The sequence below is a fragment of the Halorussus caseinilyticus genome, assembly GCF_029338395.1.
GTDB classification, from domain to species: domain Archaea; phylum Halobacteriota; class Halobacteria; order Halobacteriales; family Haladaptataceae; genus Halorussus; species Halorussus caseinilyticus.
On record NZ_CP119809.1, the window covers coordinates 1,310,823 to 1,329,337 of the forward strand.

Annotated in this window: 20 protein-coding genes; 15 read left to right on the forward strand and 5 right to left on the reverse strand. The window is 65.7% G+C overall.

Annotation, left to right across the window (positions count from 1 at the left end):
* Positions 1-65: 65 nt before the first annotated feature.
* Positions 66-440 carry a DUF7522 family protein gene (locus P2T60_RS06670; RefSeq protein ID WP_276281771.1) on the forward strand — a complete coding sequence of 125 codons (375 nt, stop codon included), beginning with the start codon at positions 66-68 and terminating at the stop codon, positions 438-440.
* Here P2T60_RS06670 and P2T60_RS06675 read toward each other — a convergent pair.
* Positions 437-1,636 (reverse strand): pyridoxal phosphate-dependent aminotransferase, encoded by a 1,200-nt coding sequence (locus tag P2T60_RS06675; protein WP_276281772.1) that lies wholly within the window; start codon positions 1,634-1,636, stop codon positions 437-439. The genes P2T60_RS06670 and P2T60_RS06675 overlap by 4 nt on opposite strands.
* Positions 1,637-1,693: 57 nt before the next feature.
* Entirely contained in the window at positions 1,694-2,641 is a 948-nt protein-coding gene (locus P2T60_RS06680) for a WD40/YVTN/BNR-like repeat-containing protein (protein ID WP_276281773.1), read from the reverse strand.
* A gap of 202 nt (positions 2,642-2,843) precedes the next feature.
* Between P2T60_RS06680 and P2T60_RS06685 the strand changes: the two genes are divergently transcribed.
* The 3 genes from P2T60_RS06685 (at position 2,844) to P2T60_RS21850 (ending at position 6,354) form a co-directional block, all read left to right on the forward strand.
* The gene (locus P2T60_RS06685; RefSeq protein ID WP_276281774.1) at positions 2,844-3,737 is read left to right on the forward strand and encodes a 1,4-dihydroxy-2-naphthoyl-CoA synthase; all 894 of its coding nucleotides are present in this window, start codon (positions 2,844-2,846) and stop codon (positions 3,735-3,737) included.
* A gap of 279 nt (positions 3,738-4,016) precedes the next feature.
* Entirely contained in the window at positions 4,017-5,405 is a 1,389-nt protein-coding gene (locus P2T60_RS06690) for a hypothetical protein (protein ID WP_276281775.1), read from the forward strand.
* Positions 5,406-5,448: 43 nt separating this feature from the next.
* Positions 5,449-6,354, forward strand: coding sequence for a DUF7527 domain-containing protein (locus P2T60_RS21850; protein WP_420028709.1), 906 nt, complete (start codon positions 5,449-5,451; stop codon positions 6,352-6,354).
* On the opposite strand, the gene P2T60_RS06695 is transcribed toward P2T60_RS21850, so the two are convergent.
* A complete protein-coding gene (locus P2T60_RS06695; protein ID WP_276281776.1) occupies positions 6,351-6,656 on the reverse strand; it encodes a hypothetical protein in 306 nt (101 codons plus the stop codon). The two genes, P2T60_RS21850 and P2T60_RS06695, sit on opposite strands and share 4 nt — an antisense overlap.
* Before the next feature lie 264 nt (positions 6,657-6,920).
* On the opposite strand from P2T60_RS06695, the gene P2T60_RS06700 reads away from it, so the two are divergent.
* From P2T60_RS06700 to cysS, 6 genes are all read left to right on the forward strand, one after another.
* Positions 6,921-8,285: an adenylosuccinate synthase gene (locus tag P2T60_RS06700; protein ID WP_276281777.1), complete on the forward strand. Its 1,365-nt coding sequence runs from the start codon at positions 6,921-6,923 to the stop codon at positions 8,283-8,285.
* Positions 8,286-8,453: 168 nt separating this feature from the next.
* Positions 8,454-8,702 (forward strand): UPF0058 family protein, encoded by a 249-nt coding sequence (locus tag P2T60_RS06705; protein WP_276281778.1) that lies wholly within the window; start codon positions 8,454-8,456, stop codon positions 8,700-8,702.
* A gap of 81 nt (positions 8,703-8,783) precedes the next feature.
* Positions 8,784-8,975, forward strand: coding sequence for a methytransferase partner Trm112 (locus P2T60_RS06710; protein ID WP_276281779.1), 192 nt, complete (start codon positions 8,784-8,786; stop codon positions 8,973-8,975).
* A 33-nt stretch (positions 8,976-9,008) separates the two neighbouring features.
* Entirely contained in the window at positions 9,009-9,584 is a 576-nt protein-coding gene (locus P2T60_RS06715) for a DUF7524 family protein (RefSeq protein ID WP_276281780.1), read from the forward strand.
* 370 nt (positions 9,585-9,954) lie between these two features.
* A complete protein-coding gene (locus P2T60_RS06720; RefSeq protein WP_276281781.1) occupies positions 9,955-10,491 on the forward strand; it encodes a DUF7523 family protein in 537 nt (178 codons plus the stop codon).
* Between the two features lie 58 nt (positions 10,492-10,549).
* Positions 10,550-11,998, forward strand: coding sequence for a cysteine--tRNA ligase (gene cysS, locus P2T60_RS06725; protein WP_276281782.1), 1,449 nt, complete (start codon positions 10,550-10,552; stop codon positions 11,996-11,998).
* 12 nt (positions 11,999-12,010) lie between these two features.
* Here the strand turns inward: cysS and P2T60_RS06730 are convergent, their stop codons facing one another.
* Entirely contained in the window at positions 12,011-13,120 is a 1,110-nt protein-coding gene (locus P2T60_RS06730; protein ID WP_276281783.1) for a sensor histidine kinase, read from the reverse strand.
* A gap of 147 nt (positions 13,121-13,267) precedes the next feature.
* On the opposite strand from P2T60_RS06730, the gene P2T60_RS06735 reads away from it, so the two are divergent.
* The 3 genes from P2T60_RS06735 to corA all read left to right on the forward strand — a co-directional run bounded on the left by P2T60_RS06735 (position 13,268) and on the right by corA (position 15,383).
* Positions 13,268-13,906 carry a DUF6517 family protein gene (locus P2T60_RS06735; RefSeq protein WP_276281784.1) on the forward strand — a complete coding sequence of 213 codons (639 nt, stop codon included), beginning with the start codon at positions 13,268-13,270 and terminating at the stop codon, positions 13,904-13,906.
* 319 nt (positions 13,907-14,225) lie between these two features.
* Complete coding sequence (locus P2T60_RS06740) at positions 14,226-14,387, forward strand: hypothetical protein (protein WP_276281785.1); 162 nt, start codon at positions 14,226-14,228, stop codon at positions 14,385-14,387.
* A 15-nt stretch (positions 14,388-14,402) separates the two neighbouring features.
* Positions 14,403-15,383: a magnesium/cobalt transporter CorA gene (gene corA / locus P2T60_RS06745; RefSeq protein WP_276281786.1), complete on the forward strand. Its 981-nt coding sequence runs from the start codon at positions 14,403-14,405 to the stop codon at positions 15,381-15,383.
* Between the two features lie 505 nt (positions 15,384-15,888).
* On the opposite strand, the gene P2T60_RS06750 is transcribed toward corA, so the two are convergent.
* Positions 15,889-16,752, reverse strand: coding sequence for a DMT family transporter (locus P2T60_RS06750; RefSeq protein WP_276281787.1), 864 nt, complete (start codon positions 16,750-16,752; stop codon positions 15,889-15,891).
* Positions 16,753-16,819: 67 nt separating this feature from the next.
* On the opposite strand from P2T60_RS06750, the gene P2T60_RS06755 reads away from it, so the two are divergent.
* Together P2T60_RS06755 and P2T60_RS06760 are read left to right on the forward strand one after the other, a co-directional pair.
* Entirely contained in the window at positions 16,820-17,734 is a 915-nt protein-coding gene (locus P2T60_RS06755) for a DMT family transporter (RefSeq protein WP_276281788.1), read from the forward strand.
* Between the two features lie 69 nt (positions 17,735-17,803).
* Entirely contained in the window at positions 17,804-18,286 is a 483-nt protein-coding gene (locus P2T60_RS06760) for a cupin domain-containing protein (RefSeq protein ID WP_276281789.1), read from the forward strand.
* The last annotated feature ends 229 nt before the right edge of the window (positions 18,287-18,515 follow it).

The following is an 18,515-nucleotide window of genomic DNA, read 5'->3' on the forward strand; positions in this document are numbered from 1 at the left end:
GATTCTACGTAGTGAAAACCGCGGCAAGATTAATACGACACAGCCTGTAATTTCGAGTGATTGGTATGTCAGTGACCTCTTCCGAAGCCCTGACTGAGTTCCTGCGAAACCGCGTCGGCGACCACCTGCGGAGCGTCATCTACTACGACGACGACGGCGGCGAAGTGCTGTACGTCCGCGAAGACGTTGCCGACCAGTACACCGACGACGACATAGACCAAGTCGTCCGCGACGTTCGACTGGAGGCCGTCGAGAAACCGCATCAGGAGAGCCTCTACGAACACGGCCCGCTCAACTGCACGGTCCGGTCGTTCGACGACGCCGTGGAGATGCACTTCCCTCACGACGAGACCAGCGGTACCGCAGTCGCACTCGACGGCGAGGTGTTCGCCATCCACGGCACCTTCATCGGCCAGTGCATGGACGCGATGGACGACTAACGCTCGTCCCGGACCATCCGCTCGATGCGGTCGAATCCCTCTTCGATGCGGTCGAGACTGTTGGCGAAACTCACCCGGACGTACCCCTCCCCGGCGTCACCGAACCCGTCGCCGGGGGCCGTGACGACGCCGTACTCCGAGAGGAGACGCTCGGCGACTTCGAAGCTCCCGCCGGATAAATCGCTCACGTCGAGGAAGGCGTAGAACGCGCCTTCCGGCCGGGGGCACGAGACCACCGGCATCTCGGCCACGCGCTCGACCACGTAGTCCCGGCGCTCCTCGAACGCCGCCTTCATCTCGGCGACTGGTTCCTGTGGCCCGGTCAGGGCGGCGAGCGCGGCCTGTTGGCTCACGCTCGACGGGCAGGCCGTGGTACTCTCGCCGACGCTGGTGACGGCATCGACCACCGGCTCGGGTCCCGCGAGCCATCCGAGTCGCCACCCCGTCATCGCGTAGGTCTTCGAACACGAGTCGATAGTCACGACGTTCTCGGGGTTCTCGACGTAGGACGCCGCGCCGCGGAACTCCCGGTCGTAGGTCAGGCGGCCGTACACCTCGTCTGCGACGAGGTAGGCGTCGTGGGCCGCGGCGACGGCCGCGACTTCCGCCACGGCGTCCTCGTCGTAGACCCGCCCGGTCGGGTTCGAGGGACTGGTCAGAATCACGGCCGCGGTGTCGTCGGTGATTTCGGCCGCGACTCGCTCGGGGTCGAGGTCGAATCCGGAGTCGGCAGACAGGGGAACCGTCACCGGGGTCGCGCCCGCCAACTGGACCTGATTCACGTAGTTGGGCCACGCCGGAGTCGGGACGACCACCTCGTCGCCGGGTCCCGCCAGCGCCAGCATCGAGAGCGAGAGGGCTTCCATCGCGCCGTTCTTGACCGTCACCTGCTCGGGCGCGTACTCGACGCCGCTCTCGCGGGCCATCGTGTCGGCGATTGCCTCCCGGAGCGGCGGAATGCCCGCGTTCTCGGTGTAGTGGGTCGCGCCCTCGCGCGCGGCGTCGGCCGCGGAGCCGATAACGTGGTCTGGCGTGCCGAAGTCGGGTTCGCCGACTTCGAGGCGGACGAGTTCGCGGTCGGACTCGCGTCGGACCTCTTCGGCGAGTCCGAACATCACGCGAATCTTGGAGCGTTCGAGGCTCCGGGTCCGGTCGGCGAGTCGGGCGGCGGTCTCGCGCTCGCTGGCGTCGGTCATGACGGTAGGTCACGCGCCGGGCGTGAAGTAAGTTCGCTCCCCGGAAATCGAGAGACCTCAGTTCTCGATAATCGTCCCGCCAGCGCCGACCGCGATGTCGGTGCTACCGCGGACGACGCCCTTCAGGTTCGCGCCCGTCGGGGTGTCGTCTTGGGACCACGTTCCGCTGGTGAGGTCGAAGACCGCGCCGCCGTCACCGACCGCGTAGCCGTCTCCGTCGTCGGTCGTGACTTCGATGTCCCGGAGCGCGGGGTTGCCGAGACCGGTCGGGGTCCAGTTCGCGCCGTCGTAGTGGAACACCGTGCCGTTGCCGCCACAGACCCACACGTCGTCGAAGCCGTCGGAGTCCACGCCGTAGAAGGTGACGCCAGCGTCGTTGTTGCCGATAGCCTGCCACGACGCGCCGTCGGTGGTCTCGAACACCTTCTGGTTCGTGTCGATGGCGTGGCCGTCCTTCAGGTCGAAGAAGTCGATGGCCGGGAGCGCGGCACCGCTTCCGGGCGTGACCGAGTGCCACTTGCCCGCCGTCCCGTTGTCGAAGTTGTAGAAGATTTTGCCCGACTGGTCGGTTGCGAAGACGTTGGCCGACCCCGCGTTTCCGGTCACGGCGACATCGGAGAAGTTGTTACCCGAATCGAGGGGGTTCGAGCGGTCCGTGAGCGACCCGGTACTCACGTCGTACTCGCCGACTTCGCCGCTCTTGCCGACGAACCAGAGGCGTTCGCCGTCGTCGGTCACGTCCGAACCCAACAGGTCGTTGCCGCCGCCGCTGGCACCGCCGTCGAGTATCTTCTGCCATCCGTTGCTAGTTCGTTCGACCACGTCGCCGCCGCCGCCGACGGCGTACGCTCCGGTGTCGGCGTACTCCACGTCGTGGAGGGTCGTCTGGACGGGAGACGACGCGGAGGCCCATCCGCTCGCGGCGTTCACCGTGCCGGGAACGGCCGCGAGTGCAATTGTCGAACCCATCACCTTCAGCGCGGAACGGCGGGTGCGTTCTGACATGTTGCAACCGGACGTAATGGCCGGACTTCGGAAGAAAATTTATAACGTCTGATGAAAATCAATTTAAACCTATATAACGAAAGCAGATGAAATTATTATCCGCCACCAAGACCCGACGTGGACGTTACCAGTTCTCACTCTCGTCGTGCGGTCGGCGCGGAAACGAGGAACCTATTTGGGCGTCCCGGACCGACGCCGACACATGGTATCCGAGATTTTCGACCCCGAGGCGTGGGAGTCCGCGGGACCGGAGTTCGACGACATCACCTACCACCGCGCGGTCGATTCGGGCACGGTCCGCATCGCGTTCGACCGGCCGGAGGTCCGCAACGCCTTCCGACCCAAGACGGTGGACGAACTCTACGACGCGCTCGACCACGCGAAACGCCAGACCGACGTGGGGTGTGTCCTCCTGACGGGCAACGGGCCGTCGCCCAAGGACGGCGGGTGGGCGTTCTGTTCGGGCGGCGACCAGACGGTCCGCGGTGACGAGGGGTACGAATACCGGGGCGAGGACGGCCAAACGGACCAAGCCGCGAAGGGCGGCCGACTCCACATCCTCGAAGTCCAGCGCCTGATTCGCCACATTCCGAAACCCGTCCTCTGCGTCGTGCCCGGATGGGCCGTCGGCGGCGGCCACAGTCTCCACGTCGTCTGCGACATGACCATCGCCAGTGAGGAACACGCCCTGTTCAAGCAGACCGACCCCGACGTGGCGTCGTTCGACGGCGGGTTCGGGTCGGCGTACCTCGCCAAACAGGTCGGCCAGAAGAAGGCCCGCGAAGTCTTCTTCCTCGGGAAGAACTACGACGCCGAGGAAGCCGCGGAGATGGGCATGGTCAACGAGGTGGTCCCCCACGACGAGTTGGAGGACGTGGCCTTGGACTGGGCCGAGACCATGAACGAGAAGAGTCCGACGGCAATGCGGATGCTCAAGTACGCGTTCAACGCCACCGACGACGGGATGGTCGGCCAACAGGTGTTCGCGGGCGAGGCGACCCGACTCGCCTACATGACCGACGAGGCGAAGGAGGGCCGGGACGCCTTCGTGGAGGGCCGCGACCCCGACTTCCACGAGTTCGACTGGCACTACTGACGGCCGTTCGCCGGGTCTCGGCCGCCGGAGTCTCCGAAGGCCGACGACTCGAAAGAAATAGAAATACACGCTAAAACACTATTTATATTTCTCTGAGATAATTACGTATTGCTCTTTGCCGTCGAGTGTTGGCTCCGAGCGCCGTCGGTCGCCCGCGAGCGAGTCGCGCCAGCGACGAGCGAGAGCGCCTCGAACGGACGACGTTCCGGCGCTCGTGTCGCGTTCGCGGTAGAAGTCCGGGCCGCAAGATATTTGAGAGGCTTGTGGCTTCCTCGTAATATGGAAACGCGCACGGTCGAGCAGGTCGAAAGTTGGCAGACCCGTCCGTTCACGGACGGGTTCGCTGGCCTGCGCGAACTCTCCGACGGGGAGTTCTCGGGGGCAGTCAGGGCCGGTGGCGCGTGGCTATTCATGCTCAACGGCAGGATAATCGGCGTCTTCGAGGGGAGTCTCGACGACTTCGAGGACGCCGACGGCACCGCCTACGCCGCGCCTCACCCGTCGCTTCCGCTCGTGTTCAGCATGCAGGAGCGAGGCGGCCAGACGCAAGCAAAGTACTACACGAACGACACGCCGCTGTCGGAAGTCGATTCGACGCTCACCAGCGGGAAGTTCACGGGATACGTCGAACTCAGCGAGAACGTCCTGAGCGGGGACTACTACGTGGCCTACTACGGCGGACGCTCGATGAGCGTGGCGTTCGTCGGCGCGAGCGAACAGGTCGTGACCGGCGACGACGCCTTCGAACGCGCCAACGACGAGGTGGGCATCTACGAAGTTCGGGACGTGGAAATCGAAGTCACCGACGTACCCGAACCCGAGGAACCGGACGAACCCGACGAGACGGAGGGCGCGGCGTCGGGCGGGACGGACGCGGCCACCGGTGGAACGGGCGCAGGTGCGCCGTCCGGCGGCGCGTCCGGGTCGAGCGGAACCGACGCGACTCCCGGCGGCGCTGGCCCTGCCGACTCACCGCCCGAGGCGGGGAGTCCCGGCGGGCGGGCCGACCAGTCTCCCGGCGGTCAGTCCGCGGCGACCCGGCCGCCCGCGGGCGAACGACCGGACGAGACCGACCGCGGCGACGCCGCGCCGAAGTCGGAATCCGACGCGCGAACGAGCGACGCGGGCGCGAGCGAGCGCACGACTCCGAGCGCGGACGACCCCGCCCGCGCGGACGAGCGACGTAGCGGGGGCGCGAGCGCGGACTCCGGCGTTGACGCCGCGAGCGCAGGGGAGGGTGTCGAATCCACCGCGACTCCGCAGTCCGGGCCGAGCGTCGACGCGACCCCCGACTCGGCGTCCGACGGCGAGTCGGACGCCGACGGCGAGGGGTGGCCGACGAAGACGTGTTCGAGGACGAAGCGGAGTGGCGCGAAACCACGACTATCCCCTCGCTGGACCCCGACCGGAGCGAGGGACCGGCCGACGCGAACGGGACCGGAGCGTCCCAGAGCGGGAGTCCGCCGACGCCGCGGCGTCGGCGGACTCGACGGGTTCGGGTTCGGCCAGCGGGCAGTCCCGGACGGGGAGCAAGTCGCCTGCGACCGAGACGACGCCAGCGGGCGGACCTCGGTCGGACGACGGCGCGGACCGCACGTCGGCCGGGCGCACCGGGTCGTCCGGTCGGACGCCCGCCGAGTCGAAGGTCGGGTCGGGCGCGTCCGGTAGCGAACGGCAGTCGGGCGAGACCGGAGACGAAGCGCGCGAGCGCATCCAGAAACTCCGGTCGCAACTCGAACAGCGCAAACAGCAGGTCGAGCAACTCAAGAAGCGACTCTCGAACGTCGAGTCCGAGCGCAACGAGTACAAGCGCGAACGCGACGCCCTCCGCCAAGAGGTCGAACGACTCGAAGCCAAACTCGAACACACCGAGTCGCCAACCTCCGGAAGCGCGGGCCGCCAGCTCAGTCGGTCCCAAGCGTTCGACGGCACCAACCTGTTCGTGCGCTACGAGTCGAAGGGCAAAGCCACGTTAGACGAGGCCGCGGAAGGGAAAGTAGAGGCCGACGAGGTGAACGCCAACCTCCGACTCGAACATCACACTCAGTTCGAGACCGACGACGTTGAAGTCGAAGGCGCGGCGTTCGAGGAGTTTCTCACCGGGTCGTTCGAGTACCAGTTCGTCTCGTGGGTCGTGGAGGAACTCCTGTACGAAATCCGCGAGACCGGACATCGCGGGGGTCTGAAAGACCTCTACGAGTCGATTCCCAAAATCGACCGGGTGGACCTCCACGGGTCGGTCAGCGCTACCGGCACCGACGAGGACGACCGACAGGAGTCGTTCGACATCATCATGCGCGACCGGATGGGAAACCCCCTCGTCGTCGCCGACCTCAACGGGTCGCGCGACCCCACGACCGGCGATATGATGGGGTCGCTCGTGGACGCCTCGTCGGGCGTCGCCCACGCCCACGACGAACTCTCGGGGGCGTTCCAAGTCACCGAGAGCTTCTTCGAACCGGAGGCCCTCGAAACCGCCGAGTCCGCGACTTCCGGCGGGTTCCTAAGCCGTGAAAAGAGAGAGAGCTTCGTAAAACTCTCCCGAAAGCGGGGATACCACCTCTGTCTCGTGGAGTCACGGAGCGGTGGCTTCCACCTGAACGTGCCGGAACTCTAGTTCTCGGCTTCGGCGGTTTCGCTAATTTTCATCTCTTCGAGCTTTTCCGAGATTTCGTCTATCTTGTCGTCGAGTTCGGCGACGAACTCCTCGGTTCGCTCGGTCGTGATAGCTCCCTGACTCGACGGCTCGATGAGGTTCTCCTCTTCGAGGACGCGGAGGGAGTATCGAACTTTGTGGTGCGGGTAACCTGTCTCGTTCGACATCTTCACGATGCCGATGGGTTCGCTCTCGATGACCATCTTCAGAACCTGCAGATGGCGCTCCAACATATCGACTTCCTTCTCAAGTCTATCTATCATGGCATGTGTTAACTTGTCTTAGAGACTTTTAAAAGTTGCTGTCCGACGGGGGGCCGACGGAGGACCAACCCGCCGCCGTTCGGTGCGAGTAGTTAACAGATGTGGCGTCGTCGCATATAGCATTATCGGTCTGACAACGGGTACCTCATATCCTCGTTACTGTAGCTTTCCCGCTCCGAGTCGGCATATCTATTCACGTATATGCATCAAGTCGGCGAAAAGACCGTAATCGGTTTAGGGAGTGCGCGAGAACCAATCCGCGTAATGACCGTAACCATCGTCGGTTCGCAACTCGGCGACGAGGGAAAAGGTGGCGTCGTGGACCTCTGGGGCGACGCCGCCGACGTGGTCGCCCGCTATCAGGGCGGGGACAACGCAGGCCACACCGTCGTCGAGGACGGCACGGAGTACAAGTTATCGCTGGTTCCCAGCGGCGCGGTCCGCGGGAAGGTCGGCGTCCTCGGCAACGGGTGCGTCGTCAATCCCTCGACGCTGTTCGAGGAGATAGACGACTTGCGCGAGCGCGGACTCGACCCCGACGTTCGGGTCGCCCGGCGCGCGCACGTCATCTTCCCGTACCACCGCGTGCTGGACGGCATCGAGGAGGAGGCCAAGAGCGACTCCGACAGCGAAGTCGGGACCACCGGCCGAGGCATCGGGCCGACCTACGAGGACAAGATGGGCCGACGGGGTATCCGCATCGGCGACCTGCTGGACCCCGAAGGTCTCCGCGAGAAACTGGAGTACGTCGTGCCTCAGAAACAGCAACTCGCCGAGGAGGTGTTCGGCGTCGAGACCGGCGAGGAGTTCGACATCGCAAGCCTCTACGACGAGTACAAAGGCTACGGCGAGCGACTCGCGGAGAACGACATGGCCGTCGATTCCGGGGAGTTCCTCGCCGAGCGTCTGGACGACGGCGACGAAGTGATGTTCGAGGGAGCGCAGGGCACTCTCATCGACATCGACCACGGCAACTACCCCTACGTCACCTCCTCGAATCCGACCGCGGGCGGGGCCGCCACGGGAACCGGTCTCAGTCCCGGCGTCGTCGGCGGCGGCGAAATCGTCGGCATCGTGAAGGCCTACCTCACGCGCGTCGGGAGCGGCCCGCTCCCGACCGAACTCGGCGGCGTCGAAGGTGACACGCCCGGATACGACGAGCAAGGCGAGGGCGAGAACGAAGAGTTGGCGACGTACATCCGCGAGGAGGGCGGCGAGTACGGCACCGTCACGGGTCGCCCGCGCCGGGTGGGATGGCTCGACGTGCCGATGCTCCGCCACTCCGCGCGGGCAAACGGCTTCACGGGTCTGGCCGTCAACCACATCGACGTACTCGCGGGTCTCGACGAGGTGAAGGTGGGTCACAGCTACGACCTCGACGGCGAGGAACGATTCACCGTGCCCGCCACGACCGAGCGATGGGCCGACTGCGAACCCAACTACCGGACCTTCGACGGGTGGGACGACGTAGACTGGAGCACCGTCGCCGACGAGGGTTACGACGCTATCCCGGAGAACGCTCGGACCTACCTCGAATACCTCAGCGACGAACTCGACGCCGACCTCTACGCGGTCGGCGTCGGACCGGGCCGCGAGGAGACCGTCGTGCTGGAGAACCCGCTCGAATAGACGGAACGAGCGCGCTTCTTTCTACTTCTAGATAGCTCTCGCGGCGTCGGCGGTTAGGCTTAAGACCGTGAGTGCGTACACTGGTACCGAAGGGCATTCCGGGGGATGTACGGACCCGACCGGAGAACTATCTCCGTCGAACTCGCCGGTTACGCCCGTCGCGCAACCATGCGCAAAGTCGAACTCATCTACCTTCACGCACTGCTCGCACAGACCCACGAGTACCTCGCGGAGCGTCACGGCTTCCGGGAGCGGTTCGAGGCGTACGAGGCGGACGAAATCGGCCCGTACCAGATTCAGCGCCGGAAGGAAGAACACGAGGCGGCGACCCGACTGCTTGCGAAACGACTCGCCGAAGAAGTTACGGGGAACCGAACGGACGGAGAAGACCGAGAGGTCGAAGTTCCGGAGGCGTGACCGAGGAGTCGTCGGGAAGAGTCGCCGAGGTGTGCCACCGAACCCGTCACGCTTTTGCCCTACCCACCCACAGACAGTAGCATGAAGAAGTCGCTGATGGACATCATCTGTTGTCCGCTGGACAAGCAGGAACTCGAACTCGACGCGACGGAGACCGACGGCGAAGAGGTCCTCGACGGGACGCTGACCTGCACCGAGTGCGGCGAGACCTACCCCGTCGAGGACGGGATTCCGAACCTCCTGCCGCCGGACATGCGCGACGTGGAGGCGTAGTTTTTTCTACTCTCCGTTGGAGGTGCCGATAGCGTGCCAGCTAGTCTCCCCGTCAATCTCAACGACGACCGACTCCACGACATCCACACGCGGGCGTCGTTCGAGGCGACGGACTCGTTTCCGATACTGCTCCACAACGGCGACGCGCCGGTCCACGTCCACCTGCATCTGGACGACGAACTCTCGCGGGTGGCGTCCATCCCCGCGAACAACCACTTCGTGGACGCCGACTCGACCCGGCAGGTCAGCGTCGAAGTCGAGGACGGTCCCCGGCCAGTCGAGGGCCAACTCAAAATCGTGACCGGCCACGGCGCAGAGACCGACTACGTGGCCGTCTCGATAGTCGAACCCGAAGACAGCGACGACGCGGTGGATGTGGACGAGATGCTCGCCGCTCCGGTGGACGACTCGTCCGCGGACTCGGAGGGCGGCGGCGTCGAACTCCCGGACCTCTCGCTCCGGGAGAACGCGCCGGTCGCCGCGCTCGGGGTCCTCGCGCTCGCAGTCGCCGCGGGGTCGGCCACGCTCTCGGACAGCGTGGCGGTCCTCGTCGGCGCGCTTGCGGTCCTCGGGAGCGTGGCGGCCGCGGGGTATCTACTGCTGGAGTAGCGCGCTCGGAACGTTCGAGAAGTCTTTGGAAAACGAAATCCGTTTCTAAACATACCTATACAGTTCTCAAAGCAACGTGAATCTATGTCCCGGTGGCGCGCTCCGACGGAGCGCGCCACCGGCCGACCGAACCGTGGGACGCGCCCGGCCGAACCAACCACCAGCGAACGCTCGGCCGACCACCCGCCGTCGGGTGGATAAGGGGCGGGGGCTTTCGAGGCGTTCTTCGCTACGACTCTTGCGGTCGCACTCACACGTCCACCGATGCGTAGCGAGTAGACGGAGGCTTTCGAGACGTTCGTAGTTACGACTGTCTAGACTCCCCGAACGCACCACATCGCTTTTGCTCGTCGCCTCCGTCGCTTCGCGCATGTCACTCGCCGAACAGACCCGTGAAGCGGCACGGCGTCGGCCCTTCCTCGTGGCCGCGCTCCGGGCGGGCGTCGTCAACTACACCGCGGCGGCGCGATTTCTCTCCGAGGAGGTCGAGGGCGACACGGAGTCGATTGCCACCGCGCTCCGGCGGTTCGCCGAGTCGCTTCCCGACCGCGAAACCGACGCGCGGGACGCGCGGGTCTCGATGCGGAGCGGACTGGGAGAAGTGGCCGATGCGGACGGCGCGGAAGACGCGAACGACGCCGACCCCCTGCTCGCGGTCGGCGGGACCGCGCTCGCGCCCGGCGCGGGGTCGCTCACGGGCGTCCTCGCGTCGGGCGACGTGGACGCGCTGACGCTCGCGCACGCGCTCGCTCGCCTGCACGCGGCGGGCGTGGAGGTCCGGGCGGCGGGGGTCGCCGACGGCGCGCTACTGGTCGCCGTAGAGCGCCGCGACGGACCGGACGCGGTTCGGGTCGTGGAGGACGCGGTAGAGCGGGTGCCCGAGACGGCCACTCCCGACGCCCGGTAATCGGCGCGTAGTGCGCCTACCGACGCTTTAAAACGGTCGCTCTGGCTACTAGTCGCCAATGACGCTCCAAGTGACGAACACTCTCACAGGTGAGCAGGAACCGTTCGAACCCCAAGACCCCGACTCCGTACTTCTCTACTACTGCGGACTGACGGTCTCGGACTTCGCGCACCTCGGGCACGCCCGGTCGTGGGTCCACGTGGACGTGATGCACCGATGGCTAGACCACCTCGGCTACGACGTGCGCCACGTCGAGAACTTCACCGACGTGAACGAGAAAATCGTCGCGCGCGTCGGCGAGGACGAACTCGGCGAGAGCGAAGACGAGGTGGCCCGCCACTTCGTCTCGGAGGTCATCGCGGACATGCGCTCGCTCAACCTCAAGCGCGCGGAGGTCTACCCCCGCGTGAGCGAACACGTCCCCGAAATCGTCGACCTCGTGGAGACGCTGGTCGAGAAGGGCTACGCCTACGAGTCCAACGGGTCGGTCTACTTCGACGTGACGGAGTTCGAGGACTACGGCAAACTCTCGAACCAGAAAGTCGAGGAGATGGAGGCCCAAGGCGAGGAAGACGAACGCTCGGAGAAGCGCAACCCCGCCGACTTCGCGCTCTGGAAGGCTGGCAAGGCCCACCCCGACGACGCCGAGTCGGGCGGCCAGACGTGGGAGTCGCCGTGGGGCGAGGGTCGTCCGGGATGGCACATCGAATGCTCGGCGATGAGCATGACCCACCTCGGCGAGACGCTGGACCTCCACGTCGGCGGGCAGGACCTCGTGTTCCCCCACCACGAGAACGAAATCGCCCAGAGCGAGGCCGCCACCGGCGAGCAGTTCGTCAACTACTGGCTCCACGTCCGCCTGCTGGAGACCGGCGGCGAGAAGATGTCGTCCAGCCTCCAGAACTACTTCACGGTCCGGAACGCGGTCTCCGAGTTCGGTTCCGACGCAATCCGGATGTTCCTGCTCTCGACGGCGTACAACAACCGCCAGACCTACAGCGAGGAGACGCTGGCCGAGGCGGTCGAACGCTGGGAGCGACTGGAACGAGGCTACGACCGAGCGGTCGAAGCCGTGGACGGCACCGAGGCCCGAACGAAGGTCGAGGACGCCGACCTCCGGGAGGCGGTGGACGCGACCCGCGAGGAGTTCGAGACAGCGATGAACGACGACTTCAACACCCGCGAGGCCATCACCGCGCTCCTCGAACTCGTCAGCGCGGTCAACAAGCACGTCGGCGACCGCGAGGAGTACGACTACCGGGCGCTCCGGGAGGCCGTCGAGACCTTCGAGGACTTGGGCGAGGGCGTCCTCGGGTTCGCGCTGGCGGGCGACGGCGAGGGCAACGTCGAACTACTGGAGGAAGTAGTCGAACTCGTCCTCGGGGTGCGCGAACAGGAACGAGAGTCCGGCAACTACGAACGCGCCGACGAACTCCGCGACGACCTCGAAGCGCTGGGCGTCGAGGTCCAAGACACCGACTCGGGAGTCGAGTTCCGACTGGAGTGAGCGCCCGCCCGACTACTCGTCGGTGGGTCGGCGGAATCGCAGGACGAACGCGGTCCCGCGCGGTTCGTTGTCCGCCACGGTCACGCTCCCGCCGTAGCGGTCCACGAGCGTCCCGACCAAGTGGAGACCCAACCCGTGGGTGCCTCGCTCGGTGGCTTCGAAGAGGTCTTCTCGCTCCTCGTCGGGGATGCCGGGTCCGTCGTCGGCGATGCGGACCCGAACCTCGCCTTCGCGGGTCTCGGCTTCGACGGTGACTTGCGGGGTCTCGGTGTCGTTGTGTTCGACGGCGTTGCTCAGCAGGTTCTCGAAGACGTTCGAGACGAGCGAGTCGGCCCGAATCCGGAGACCCTCCGGGACGGAGGCGTCGAACTCGGCGTCCGGGTGGGTCTGGCGGGCCGAGGCGAGTTCCTCTCGGAGTACCTCGGTGAGGTCCACGGGCGTCAACTCGGGTTCGGTCGTGCGGGCGTCGATGAGCAGTCCGACGTTCTCGACCAGTTCGATGATGGCTCGACTCCGGTTCTGAATCGTGTCGAGGTGTCGCGGTTCGGTCCCGTCGCCTTGGTCTTCGAGGAGTTGGGCGTAGCCGAGGATGACGTTCGCGCCGTTCAGCACGTCGTGGCGCAGGAGGTTGTTCAGAAACGAGAGGGTCTGGCGCTCTCGCTCGGCGGTCCGGGCGGCGGTCTTGGCGCGTTGGGCCTCCCGGACGTTCTCGATGAGGCGGGCGTCCCGGATGCCGAGCAACGCGCCGCCGATGCCCCCGACCGACGAGGCAAGACCGAACGAGAAGAACCGCTCGCCGATTTCGATGCCGGGGTAGAGTATCAACAGGAGCGTCAGCAAGTCGAACGCGAGGACGCCGCTGATGGTGTGGCGAGCGACCAGCGGGTAGTGGTCCGAGGCGATGTCGCCCATGAGGACCGAGTAGCCGAGGTACGCGAGGACCGCCCCCGGAACAACCAACAGCACGAACCCGGACGGCGGGAGGTCCGACTCGACCGGACCCAACGCAACGAGAAGGAGGTAGGAACTCGGAATAGCGACGAGGACGACACCGACGAGGAAGACGACCCATCGGTACCGCGACTTCCGAAGAGAGACAGCAGATACTGACGGAAGGGGCATATGCTGGATATGTAAAACCACTCGTATACCTCCACCGATTATATCAATTGATAATACTGTACGGTACTCGGCGGCACTCGCTCGGAGGACGGGACCGAGACGGAGCCACTGGGTTGATAATCTCGGACTGTCTACCCCGCCAGTACCATGACACGCAGCGCAGTCGCTGGCGTCTTGGTCGCCGCGCTGGTTCTCGCCAGCGGATGTACCGGCGTTCTCTCGGGACCGGTCACGTTCGCCGCGTCCGAGGCGACGGTCGGCGACGCCGCCCTCCAAGAGACCGGATACGAACACAACAGCACCGAGAAGATGGAAGTCTCGCGGACCTTCTCGGCGGCCGGTCAGAGCAAGGAAGTCGAAGTGACCAACTGGATTTCGGAGTACCACCAGCGAGTCGGATTGCCGGGGGTCGGCGACCAGAAGGTCGCCGTCTTCGCTACCTTCGCCAGTCCGAAGGTGGAAGTCCTCGGAAAGTCGTTCAACCCTCTCGGGAAGTACGACAACCGGCAACTCGCCGAGCAGTTCACTTCGCAGTTGAAGAGCGTCGAGGACGTTCGGAAGGTGAGCACGCAGAACCGCACGATGCTCGGGAAGACGACCGAAGTGACGAAGTTTGAGGCGACGGTGACGACGGCCACCGGCATCCAGTTCGACGCCGCCGTCCACGTCACGAAGGTCGAACACGAGGGCGACTACGTAATCGCGCTCGCGGTCTACCCCCAGAAGCTCCCCGGACAGGAAGAGAAGGTTTATCGCCTCCTCCGCGGCGTCGAACACGGCGAGTAGCGTGCTTCTAATCCGGATTTTCCGACGACGAGCATCTGACTTCGGAGACGGCGCTTGGCCGACCAACCCACCGGCGACGACTCTCGGCCGACCAACCCACCGGCGACGACCGGCCGACCAACCGACGGGTACGCCCGCTGAATCAACCGACAAGGCGGGGGATTTCGAGACGTTCGTCACAGTGGTTCCCGCAGTCGTCACGGCTCAGTAAATGGTGCAGAGCGAACGAGAAACGACTTTCTCCGACGAAATCCCCTCTCGAACACGACTTCGAACGTATCCGACAACGCTTTTCTCGGTCGGGCGTGTCACCGAATGTATGGATACGGCGCTGGTCGCCGGAGGCGCGCTCACGGCCGCGGGACTGGTCGGCTACGTCGCCGGTCTCACGTCGCCGTACCCCGGCCGGGCGTTCTCCGTGACGGGCGTGATGGTCGGCATCACCCTGCTGGCAATCGGCTACGGAGGTGAGTCGGCGTGACGGAGGCGATTCGACGTGACGATTGAAGCAGTGACCTACACTCCCGAGAGAACGACGACGTTCGAGGACCTCGGGGCGGCGCGCGGGGCGGACGGGACGACGTGGGTCCGGGTGTCGGACGCGAGCGCCGCGGAGATGGAACAGGTCGCGGCGGCGTTCGACATCCACGCGCTCTCGGTCGAGGACGTTCGCAACGGCGTCCGACCCAAGACCGAGGAGTTCGAAGACCACACGTTCGTCCTGCTGAAGACGGCCGCACTGAGCCGCGGCGAGACCACGTTTCGGGAGGAGATTCGAAAGCAGTCGGTCGGCTTCTTCGTCGGCGACGACTGGTTGGTCACGATGTCACCAGAGTCCGTCGAGGCGGTCGAACGCGTCTGGGAGATGGTCGTGCGCGAAGAGGGCCGCATCCTCCGACAGGGACCGGACTTCGCTACCTACCGAGTCACCGACGGTATCGTGGACGCCTACTTCGACGTGCTGGACCGCATCGAAGACCAGATAGAACAGGTCGAAGAGGACGTGACGACCGCCACCGACATCGAGACGCTGGAGACCATCAACAACGTCCGGCGGGAGTTGCTCTCCTTTCGGAAACTGCTGTGGCCTTCGCGGGAGGCCATCGGCTACCTCGCGCGCGGCGACCCCGACCAGATTCGGGAGACGACCGAAAAGTACTATCGGGACGTGTACGACCACCTCGTCCAACTCGTGGACCTGACCGAGACCTACCGCGATTTGGCGGGCGGCGCGCGCGACATCTACCTCAACTCGCTGTCGCTCTCGACCAACGAAGTGATGAAGAAACTGACCGTCGTGGCGACCATCGTCCTGCCGCTGACGTTCGTCGTGGGCGTCTACGGCATGAACTTCTCGGGCGGGCCGTACAACATGCCGGAACTCGGGTGGACCTACGGCTACCCGGCGGTGATGGTCGGAATGCTCGCGGTGACGGTGGTTCTCGTCGCGTACTTCCGGGAGTCGGGATACGTCTGAAGGACGAAAGCGACACGTCTCTATGTTTGTTTCAAAAACAATTTCAATTGCTTTGGTTGTATACTGGCTCCTTTAGAAAAGATATATATTTCTATCAGGAACCGAGAGAACAGCGGTGAGATGGCGACGACGGTGAACAGAGATGAACAACGACGGGAGTCCGAGTGACGGTAAAGCTAGCTACGGGCTTGAGCCAACCAGAACCGCACGGCACCGCGCCGCGACCGCGGACCACACGCCTCCCCAACCGATTCGCTCACTCGCTCCGCTCCCGACGACCTCGCGCGAATGGGCGCGACACGCAAGCGGTCGCGCCCGCACGCGCCGGGACTGAAAGTTCGGAGAAGCACCGGACCAGAAGGGTCGGCGAAGCGCCGGTCACGAACGTTTAAACCAGAAGGCGGGACCAACTCGTCGCGGGCGTTTCGCGCGGTCGCTCGCGGGCCGGAGCGGACCGCCAGCCCGACTACCCGGAAACGGCTGAGCCAAGGCGTACAGCCGAGAGTCACGACTCCGCACCGGTCTGGACCAACAGGACCCCGCCGAGGACGAGCGCACCCCCGACGACCGTCGCGGCCGTAATCGGTTCCCCCAGCACCGCCGCGCCGAGCAACAGCGTCACCACCGGTTCGACGGTACTCACGATGCTGGCCTCGCTCGCGCCGATTCGCCGGAGTCCGGCGAAGAACGCGAAGATGGGGACCGCCGTAGCGACGACGGCGATAGCGGCGACTATCCCCCACTCGTAGCCGGTCGCTGGGGTCGAGAGCCGACCCGTCGCGGTGCCGAACACGAAAAACGACACCGCGGCGGCGGGGAGAACGTGGGCCGTGAGGACCTGCGGGTCCACCGTCGCCAGCGTCATCCGACTCGCGGTGATGTAGGCGGCGTACACCACCGCGGCGGCGAGGACCACCGCGACCCCGCGCGGGTCCGCCCCGGCCGGGTCCGCGCCCGTCACGAGCGCCACGCCCGCGAGCGCGCCCCCGAGCGACGCCACCGTCCGGCGGGTCACCGGTTCGCCGAGTCGCACCGCCGCCGCGCCGACGACGAACACCGGGTAGGTGTAGAGGACGATACCGACGAGTCCCGCGGTCATGAACGTCAGGCCCCAGAAGAAGAGACCGCTCATCGCCGCGTATCCCACCGCGCCGAGCGCGATTCCGGCCGCCAACGCGCGACCCCGAAGGGGGCGAAGGTCGCCGCGCGCGCCGAGGACGAGCCACACGACCAGCGTGGCGAGCAGGAACCGGAACGCCAGCACGGTCGGAATCGACAGTCCCGCGGCCGCGGCTAACTCCCCGAGTACCCCGAGCGTTCCGAATCCGGCGGCCGACACCAACACCAGCGCGAGACCGACGCGGTCCATGCGTCGGCTTTGGAGAGCGCACGTAAAACCGGTCCGACTAAACAGTCACCGTCCGACTTCCGGCACGATGACGTGGTTGGTTACGCTCGAAGAGCGAATTCCCCCGATGGCCGCACTCATGGTCTCCGTCGTCGCCATCAGCACCAGCGCCATCCTCGTCCGGTTCAGCGACGCCCCGAGCGTCGTCAAGGCGCTGTATCGCGTGGTCTTCACCACGCTCCTGCTCGCGCCGTTCGCGGTCACGCGCTACCGCGAGGACCTCCGGATGCTGTCGGCCCGCGACGCCCTCGTCGCCGTCGTGACCGGGGTCGCGCTCGCGGCCCACTTCGCCACGTGGTTCGAGAGTCTGGAGTGGACCACCGTCGCCGCCAGCGTGACGCTCGTCCAGTCCCAACCGCTGTTCGTCGCGCTGGGCGCGGCGGTCCTGCTCGACGAGACCATCACCCGGCGGATGGTCGGCGGCATCCTCGTCGCCGTCGCGGGAATCGCGTTCATGTCGTTGGGCGGGTTCGTCTCGGGGGCCGTACTCGCCGGAGCGCGCCCGCTCTACGGGAACGCCCTCGCGCTCGTCGGCGCGGTGATGGCCGCGGGCTACGTGCTTGCCGGTCGGTCGCTCCGCCAGCGAGTCGCGCTCGTCCCCTACGTCACCGTCGTCTACTCGGTGTGCGCAGTCGTCCTGCTCGGGGTCGCACTCGCCGACGGGACTACCGTCGCGCTCACGGCCTACCCCCTCGAAGAGTGGCTACTCTTCGTCGGCATGGCGGTCGGTCCGGGAATCTTCGGTCACACGGTCATCAACTGGGCGCTGAAGTACGTCGAGTCGAGCGTCGTCAGCGTCACCTTGCTGGGCGAACCGGTCGGTTCGACCCTGCTGGCACTCGTCTTCCTCGCCGAGATACCCGACGCGTTCACCGTCGCTGGCGGCGCAGTCGTCCTCGCGGGTATCTACGTCACCGCGACGGGACGGCCGGGCGGCGCGTAGGGGCGCTTGCCGTCACAGTCTCCGGATAGACGACACGGTATTATCACGATTCGGTCCGTCGCGGCCGGTATGGGAAAAATCAACGAGGAATCACTCGATTGGTCAACCACCGAACGAGGCGAGGCGGAGTTTCGGCGAAAGCAGTTGGGGGACGCCGCGGGCGGCGAGGAACTCGGGTGCAGTCTGTACGAGATTCCGCCGGGCCGACGCTCGTGGCCGTACCACTACCACACCGGGAACGAGGAAGCGATGTACGTTCTCGCGGGCGAGGGAACGCTCCGACTCGGCGGCGAGACGACGACGCTGACCGAGGGCGACTACGTGGCGCTCCCCGCCGACGAGAGCAGTGCCCACCGCGTCGTCAACGACGGCGACGACACCCTGCGCTACCTGATGGTCTCCACGATGGACGACCCGGACGTGACCGTCTACCCCGACTCGGGGAAAGTCGGCGTGTTCGCCGGGTCGCCGCCGGGCGGACGCGGGCGTCGGAGCGTCCACGGCTACTACGACATCGACGACGACGTGGACTACTGGCGCGGAGAGGAATAGCTATCAAATTCTTAGAGAAACGTTTTCACGTCTTTCGCAACGGTCTGTAATTGTCACGTCCGCGTCGTGGTGACAGTCCGGAGCGGGGAATAGCTCGTCGTGATGGGGGTTTCCGGAACGCGAACGACTTTTCGGGGGCTTCGGTCGAGACGATACGTTACTGTGGACCGGGAAATCGAGAGAGCTAGCTTCGGGCTTGAGCCAATCAGAACCGCACCGCACCGCGACC

Bases quoted from the DNA above. Each gene is read 5' to 3' on its own strand.
- P2T60_RS06760 (WP_276281789.1), top strand. From the start codon at position 17,804: ATGGGAAAAATCAACGAGGAATCACTCGATTGGTCAACCACCGAACGA.
- P2T60_RS06735 (WP_276281784.1), top strand. From the start codon at position 13,268: ATGACACGCAGCGCAGTCGCTGGCGTCTTGGTCGCCGCGCTGGTTCTC.
- P2T60_RS06680 (WP_276281773.1), bottom strand. From the start codon at position 2,641: ATGTCAGAACGCACCCGCCGTTCCGCGCTGAAGGTGATGGGTTCGACA.
- P2T60_RS06690 (WP_276281775.1), top strand. From the start codon at position 4,017: ATGGAAACGCGCACGGTCGAGCAGGTCGAAAGTTGGCAGACCCGTCCG.
- P2T60_RS06695 (WP_276281776.1), bottom strand. From the start codon at position 6,656: ATGATAGATAGACTTGAGAAGGAAGTCGATATGTTGGAGCGCCATCTG.
- P2T60_RS06740 (WP_276281785.1), top strand. From the start codon at position 14,226: ATGGATACGGCGCTGGTCGCCGGAGGCGCGCTCACGGCCGCGGGACTG.
- P2T60_RS06685 (WP_276281774.1), top strand. From the start codon at position 2,844: ATGGTATCCGAGATTTTCGACCCCGAGGCGTGGGAGTCCGCGGGACCG.
- P2T60_RS06755 (WP_276281788.1), top strand. From the start codon at position 16,820: ATGACGTGGTTGGTTACGCTCGAAGAGCGAATTCCCCCGATGGCCGCA.
- P2T60_RS06730 (WP_276281783.1), bottom strand. From the start codon at position 13,120: ATGCCCCTTCCGTCAGTATCTGCTGTCTCTCTTCGGAAGTCGCGGTAC.
- P2T60_RS06675 (WP_276281772.1), bottom strand. From the start codon at position 1,636: ATGACCGACGCCAGCGAGCGCGAGACCGCCGCCCGACTCGCCGACCGG.
- P2T60_RS06720 (WP_276281781.1), top strand. From the start codon at position 9,955: ATGTCACTCGCCGAACAGACCCGTGAAGCGGCACGGCGTCGGCCCTTC.
- P2T60_RS06750 (WP_276281787.1), bottom strand. From the start codon at position 16,752: ATGGACCGCGTCGGTCTCGCGCTGGTGTTGGTGTCGGCCGCCGGATTC.
- cysS (WP_276281782.1), top strand. From the start codon at position 10,550: ATGACGCTCCAAGTGACGAACACTCTCACAGGTGAGCAGGAACCGTTC.
- P2T60_RS06705 (WP_276281778.1), top strand. From the start codon at position 8,454: ATGCGCAAAGTCGAACTCATCTACCTTCACGCACTGCTCGCACAGACC.
- P2T60_RS06670 (WP_276281771.1), top strand. From the start codon at position 66: ATGTCAGTGACCTCTTCCGAAGCCCTGACTGAGTTCCTGCGAAACCGC.
- P2T60_RS06710 (WP_276281779.1), top strand. From the start codon at position 8,784: ATGAAGAAGTCGCTGATGGACATCATCTGTTGTCCGCTGGACAAGCAG.
- P2T60_RS06700 (WP_276281777.1), top strand. From the start codon at position 6,921: ATGACCGTAACCATCGTCGGTTCGCAACTCGGCGACGAGGGAAAAGGT.